This window comes from Dactylosporangium sp. NPDC000555 (genome assembly GCF_040300025.1).
Lineage (GTDB): Bacteria > Actinomycetota > Actinomycetes > Mycobacteriales > Micromonosporaceae > Dactylosporangium.
On record NZ_JBEPDB010000175.1, the window covers coordinates 1 to 5,556 of the forward strand.

The 5,556-nt window shown below is 68.0% G+C and carries 6 protein-coding genes; 2 read left to right on the forward strand and 4 right to left on the reverse strand.

Annotated elements, in window-relative coordinates:
- From ABT297_RS42580 to ABT297_RS42590, 3 genes are all read right to left on the reverse strand, one after another.
- A partial coding sequence (locus tag ABT297_RS42580) for a hypothetical protein (RefSeq protein ID WP_350559768.1) occupies positions 1-182 on the reverse strand: 182 nt, incomplete at its 3' end.
- Between the two features lie 447 nt (positions 183-629).
- Positions 630-1,196: a helix-turn-helix domain-containing protein gene (locus tag ABT297_RS42585; RefSeq protein ID WP_350559771.1), complete on the reverse strand. Its 567-nt coding sequence runs from the start codon at positions 1,194-1,196 to the stop codon at positions 630-632.
- Positions 1,120-1,611: a DJ-1/PfpI family protein gene (locus ABT297_RS42590; protein ID WP_350559774.1), complete on the reverse strand. Its 492-nt coding sequence runs from the start codon at positions 1,609-1,611 to the stop codon at positions 1,120-1,122. The genes ABT297_RS42585 and ABT297_RS42590 overlap by 77 nt, the downstream gene beginning before the upstream one ends.
- 70 nt (positions 1,612-1,681) lie before the next feature.
- Between ABT297_RS42590 and ABT297_RS42595 the strand changes: the two genes are divergently transcribed.
- The gene (locus tag ABT297_RS42595) at positions 1,682-2,674 is read left to right on the forward strand and encodes a saccharopine dehydrogenase NADP-binding domain-containing protein (RefSeq protein ID WP_350559777.1); all 993 of its coding nucleotides are present in this window, start codon (positions 1,682-1,684) and stop codon (positions 2,672-2,674) included.
- Between the two features lie 608 nt (positions 2,675-3,282).
- Here the strand turns inward: ABT297_RS42595 and ltrA are convergent.
- Positions 3,283-4,677: a group II intron reverse transcriptase/maturase gene (gene ltrA / locus ABT297_RS42600; RefSeq protein ID WP_350559780.1), complete on the reverse strand. Its 1,395-nt coding sequence runs from the start codon at positions 4,675-4,677 to the stop codon at positions 3,283-3,285.
- A gap of 740 nt (positions 4,678-5,417) precedes the next feature.
- Between ltrA and ABT297_RS42605 the strand changes: the two genes are divergently transcribed.
- Positions 5,418-5,556: helix-turn-helix domain-containing protein (locus ABT297_RS42605; RefSeq protein WP_350559783.1), on the forward strand; the 139-nt coding region annotated here is incomplete at its 3' end.

The window sequence follows — 5,556 nt, forward strand, 5'->3', positions numbered from 1 at the left end:
TGCACCAGGTCGCTGGCCAGGACGGCGGCGATCCACTGCGGGAGGCGGGCGCCGCGCAGCTTGCGCATCATGTCGGCGAAGTCCTGGACGTGCCCTACGAGCGCGTCGAGGGCGGGACTGCGCTGGCGGATCACCTCGAGCTTGTGCTGGTCCTCGGCCTTGAGCTTGGCCGGATCGCTCATGATCCATTTCGCGACCCGGCGTGGTTTCGGTGGCGGAGGTGTGCTCGGAGCAGGTAGGCGACGGCGAGCGGTGCCTTCGACCGGCCGCAGCGGTTGGAGGTAGCGGCGCAACGTCTGGACGCTGCCGCGGAAGCCCTGCTCGCGGATCTCGGCGTACAGCGTCGCGGTGTCCGTGCAGCCGTCGTTTCATGACGGAGATCACCTGACCGCCCACCAGGAATTCCGGTGTCCGCGAGCCGGGACTCAACTGTCCGTCAGCAACGATTTTTTCAACGTCCGCTAGCACAGTTGCTGCCGGTGTTGCTCTGACAGCTTTCGGTGTTCAAAGAGCCAGCGCCTGTCTGGTCGTCGTGTGGTGTGGGGGCGCTGGTGTGGGGCTGGTGGCGTGGAACGGCCATCCAATCTAGCCCGTCTCGGTTCCCTCGATCACCGCGGTTTCGGCGGGCTTTAAACGGCCGCGTTCGCGGCGGGGCTCGTGGTGATTCCGGTGGAGAAGGTGCGCCGGTATGTCGCGGGTGAGGTGCCGACGATGCGGGCGAAGTGGGCCCTGAGGCTTGCGGGTGTGCCGAAGCCGCACGCGGTCGCTATCTGGGCGATCGGCTGGTCGGTCGTCTCGAGGAGTTGCTGGGCCCGGCGCACGCGTTGCTGCAGCAGCCACTGCAGTGGTGACAGGCCGAGTGTCTCAGTGAAACGCCGTTCGACGGTACGGACGCTGACGTTGCTGCGGGCGGCGAGGTCGGCGGTGGTGAGGGGCCGGTGCAGATGTTGGATGGCCCACTCGAGCAGGAGCGGGAGCCAGCCGTCACCGGAGGCAGGTGTGGCCGGTCGGATGTATTGGGCCTGTCCGCCGTCGCGGTGTGGTGGTGTGACGATGCGACGGGCGACTTCAGCGGCGACGGCCGCTCCGTGGTCGAGACGGACCAGGTGCAGGCATGCGTCAATGCCGGCCACGGTGCCGGCGGAGGTGATGACGTTGTCGTCCTCGATGTAGAGCACCGTCGGGTCGACCGTCACGGCTGGGTAGCGGCGGGCGAGTTCGTCGGCAGCCAGTGCGTGGTGGCCCGGCGCCGTCGAGGATGCCGGCGGCGGCGAGCACGAACGCTCCGGAACAGATCGACAGGATGCGGGTGCCGCGCCGGTATGCGGAGCGGACCACGTCGACCAGTTCTGGCGGCGGGGCCTCGTGCACGTCCAGGCAGGCGGGGACGATGAGGGTGTCAGCGCGCTGCAGATCGCTGTTGGGCGCCGTCTGGTGGAAGTGGAATCCGGGCAGCAGCGGTACGGGCCCGTCGCCGATACCGAGGATCGAGAATTCGTACCAGGGGCTCACGACGTGGGAACGGTCGACGCCGAAGATCATGCACGGCACCGCCGCTTCGAAGATCGGCATGCCGGGTGTGAGTGCCATCGCGACCCGATGTGCCCGCATGTCGCAAATCTAGCGCAGGCTGACGCTTGCGACACTGCCCTCCTCGTCGCCGGGTCGCCATGATCAGGGGATGCCATCCCCTTCCGCACCTACGGTTGCCGTGTACGGCGCCTACGGTCACACCGCGCAGTTCGTGGTCGCTGCACTGCGCCGGCGTGACGTCGCGCTCGTGTTGAGCGGCCGGGACGCCGGGCGCCTGCACGCACTCGCGGCCCACCATCCCGGTACGCAGGTGAGACCCGCCGCCCTGGACTCGCCCGCCGATCTGGATCGGGCGCTGGACGGGGTGGTGGCCGTGGTGAATTGTGCCGGCCCGTTCGGCGATACCCCACCCGCCCTGGTCGACGCGGCACTGCGCGCGGGAGCGCACTACCTGGACGTCGCCGGCGAGACACTGGTGGCGTGGCGCATGTTCGACGGACCCGAGCCGCCGGCCGGTGTACTGGTCGCGCCCGCGCTCGGATTCTTCGGCGCGCTCGGCGATCTGCTGGCCACCGCCGCCTACGGATCGGGCCCGCCCGCCGACGCTGTCACCGTGGCCGTCGCGCTGGACAGCTGGGTGCCGACCAGAGGATCGCGAATGGCGGGCAAGCTACGCGCTGGCCGGCGGGTCGTGCTCACCGGCGGCCGGCTGCACCTCAGGTCCGGTGACACACCGCCGCCGACCGCGACCTGGACCTTCCCGCCCCCGTTCGGCGCCCGGGAGGCGGAGACCGAGTTCCCGACCGCCGACGTCGTGACCATCGCGCGCCACCTGCCCACTCAGGAGATTCCCACCTACCTGTACACGGCGCCGACCGCCACCGAGGACGACACGAACGCGCATCGCCGCTCCGAGCAACGGTTCGTGGTCGAGGTTGCCATCCACCGCGGCGGCCAGGAACACCGAGTGTCGGCGAGCGGCCGCGACATCTACGCATTCAGCGCGGCGATCGCAGCCGAGGCGACCACCCGCGTGCTCCAAGGCAACGTCAAGGCAGCAGGCCTGGTCACCGCCGGGCAGGCATTCTCCGCAGCAGACTTCCTACGCGCCCTCCCGCTGGAGCACCTCAATCTGTCATAGCCGACCACGGTCGGCCCACAGCCGCGGTGCGGGCCCCCAGACGCCGCCGACGGCCCTGAGCCGTACGGTCAAGGCTGGTTTTAGAGAGGACTCTCTTCGGTGCCGACGGCGGCCGGTGAACTGGCCGCGCACGCAGGCCAGTGCCGATGCGAAGCGAGGCATGGGGGTGCGGGTGGAAACCCCGCCCCGTGCTTGCGCGGCAGAAACACAGCGGGCCCAGCCTCGGCCCCGTCCAGCTTCATGCTCGCCGTACATTCGCGGGTGGTACCCAAATCGACCCGACCACCGCCGCCGCCCAACCTGGCCCCGAACACCAGACCCCGAACGCTTGATCACATCTCCGCTCATGCCGCGATCGCTTACTCGGACGCGAAACTGGCTTCTACGATCAGTGAGCGACCAGTCGCGTTCCGGTTTTGCAGTTCTGTGACGTGCCCCCGGCGGGGCACCAACCTGCGCCAGATCCCTGATTTGACCGGCCCGTGCTGGGATTGGTTGAGTCGGCCTGGGACGCGGTGCCGGGATTACTCCCGGTCCGTTTCCCCAGGCCGCTCGCCGAACCCGCCGTGCCGGTCTCCCGGCAGCGGGCTCTCCACGGTCTCTGCCGTTCAGGCGTGGTCGGGCATGATCCAGGGGTTGGGGATCTGGACGCCGCGGTAGCGGCATCGGGTGACCGGCACCGAGGCGATGTTGAACAGTTCGATCCCGTCCGCCGACGGTCTTCTCCACCGGCCGTCAGGGCCGGTGAGGCGACGGCGGACGTCGCTCCACTTCCAGCGGTGCAGCCGCATCCACCAGCGGATCACTCGGTGCCATACGAAGTTCTCCAGGCGCCCGAGGGTGTGTTTGCAGACGGCGTGCTTGAAGTAGTTCGCCCACCCGCGCATGATCTGGTTGAGCCGGATCAGCACGTCTCTGGGGTGCTGCTGCGACAACCTGCTGGTCAGGGCACGGACTTTGTCCTTCAACGACCGGATGGGCCGGTCAGCGATGAAGGTGTAGACGTACCACTTGTTCGTTCCTCGCTTGCGGCGCCACTGGATGCGGAACCCCAGGAAGTCGAACGCTTCGCTCATGTGCACGATCCGGGTTTTGACTGGTGACAGCCGAAGTCCCAGCGGTTCGAGCACGGTGGCGATCTCTTCGTGCAGGGTTTCGACGTCGGCGCGGGTGCCGTGCACGAGAATGACGAAGTCGTCCGCGTAGCGCACGATCCGCCAATTCGGCAGGCCCTTTCCGCGACGTCGGGCGCGTCGGCTTGGCGTACTCATGATCCCGCCGGCAAGCCACGGCCCGTGCCCGTGCCCATCGAGCACGGACAAGGCGATGTTGGCCAGCAACGGGGACAGGAAGCCGCCCTGCGGCGTTCCGGTGAAGCTGTCTTCATGGACGCGGGTCTCGGTGAAGACCCCGGCTTTGAGGAACGACCTCACCAGCGTAAGCAGACGCTTGTCCTTGACTCTGCCCCGCACCCGGTCCATCAGGGCGGTGTGCGAGATGGAGTCAAAGCACGCCTCGATGTCAGCGTCGAGCACCCACTGGTAGCCCTTGGTGCCGAACCGCTGGATCTCGGCGACAGCGTCGTGCGCGCGCCGCTTCGGCCGAAACCCGTAGGAGACCGGCATGAAGTCGGCCTCGAAGATGGGTTCCAGCACGAGCTTCAGCGCCGCCTGGACGACCCGGTCCGCGATGGTCGGGATACCGAGCTTGCGCACCTTCCCCGACCCGCCCGGTTTCGGGATCTTCCGTTCCCGCACCGGAAGCGGCCGGAACGTGCCCGCCTTGAGCTGAGCACGGATGTCGTCCAGGAACCCGGACACGCCAACAACTTCCTCGACGACGGTAACGGTCACGCCGTCGACGCCGGGCGTGTTGGCGCCCCGATTGCCCGCGACCCGGTCGAACGCCACGAGCAGCGTCGCCGGGTCATGCACGAAGTTGAACAGGTCGTCGAACCTGCGGCCAGGATCGGCCGCCGCCCAACGGTGAAGCTTGGCCTGCATCTCCGCTACCCGCGACCATGAACCCATTGGAGCCTGGTCGAGAGCACCGCCATTCGGTGGTGCGTCTTGCGGCATCGCAGCCTCCTTCCCTTCTTGAAACCGCTGCCGCCCTTCCCCATGCGCGCGGGCTTTCCCCGGCTCGGAGTACTACGGCGGCTCCGCCCCGTCCCGACCCGGTCAGCGGTCAACGCGCCCAGCCCGGCCATCCATGTTGGACACACGGCGGCGGGCAGGACCGGGACGGTTCCCGTGTTCACTGTGATTCGCTTGACGAAGAAGGAGCCCGACTCGGTCCCTGCGGCATCACCACGGCTACCCCGCAGCACTTCACCGTGGTCTCCCGGCCAGCCGTCGAAGACCGACCTGAGAGTTCCCCGCCCTCGGGCGGGTGCGCACCGCTCCCGGCCCATATCCACCAGATTTGAGCCGGTCCACGCTTAAGGGACGTAAACGCCGGTTCCTTGCGTACTCCTTTCCGTCCCGCTCGCCCGGCCCGCACCATCTGGCGGTGCTGACACGACCGGGCTTTGTCGGGGCCGCTTGCCACCCTCCCCAGCGTCACCCGGGTCGGGCTGCCCCCAGCTCCACCTCCCTGCTGCGACAGGGAAGGCGGTGAAGGTCTCCCACCTCCACTCGAATCAACAGCGCCTCACGGCGCACTCGGCGACGCGTGAAAATAACCCCGTGTCGACGGGTCAAAACTGACCCCCTCCAGAGCACTTTGTGCCAAGACGTGGAGGGTGATCACTGTGGAGGACTGGGCGGAGATCCGCCGGCTCTACTTGTCAGAGCAGATGCCGATCAAGGCGATCGCGCGGCGGTTGCATCTGTCGCGCAACACGGTGCGCAACGCGGTGCGGTCGGTGCAGCCACCGAAGT

Bases quoted from the DNA above. Each gene is read 5' to 3' on its own strand.
- ltrA (WP_350559780.1), bottom strand. From the start codon at position 4,677: ATGCAGGCCAAGCTTCACCGTTGGGCGGCGGCCGATCCTGGCCGCAGG.
- ABT297_RS42590 (WP_350559774.1), bottom strand. From the start codon at position 1,611: ATGCGGGCACATCGGGTCGCGATGGCACTCACACCCGGCATGCCGATC.
- ABT297_RS42595 (WP_350559777.1), top strand. From the start codon at position 1,682: ATGCCATCCCCTTCCGCACCTACGGTTGCCGTGTACGGCGCCTACGGT.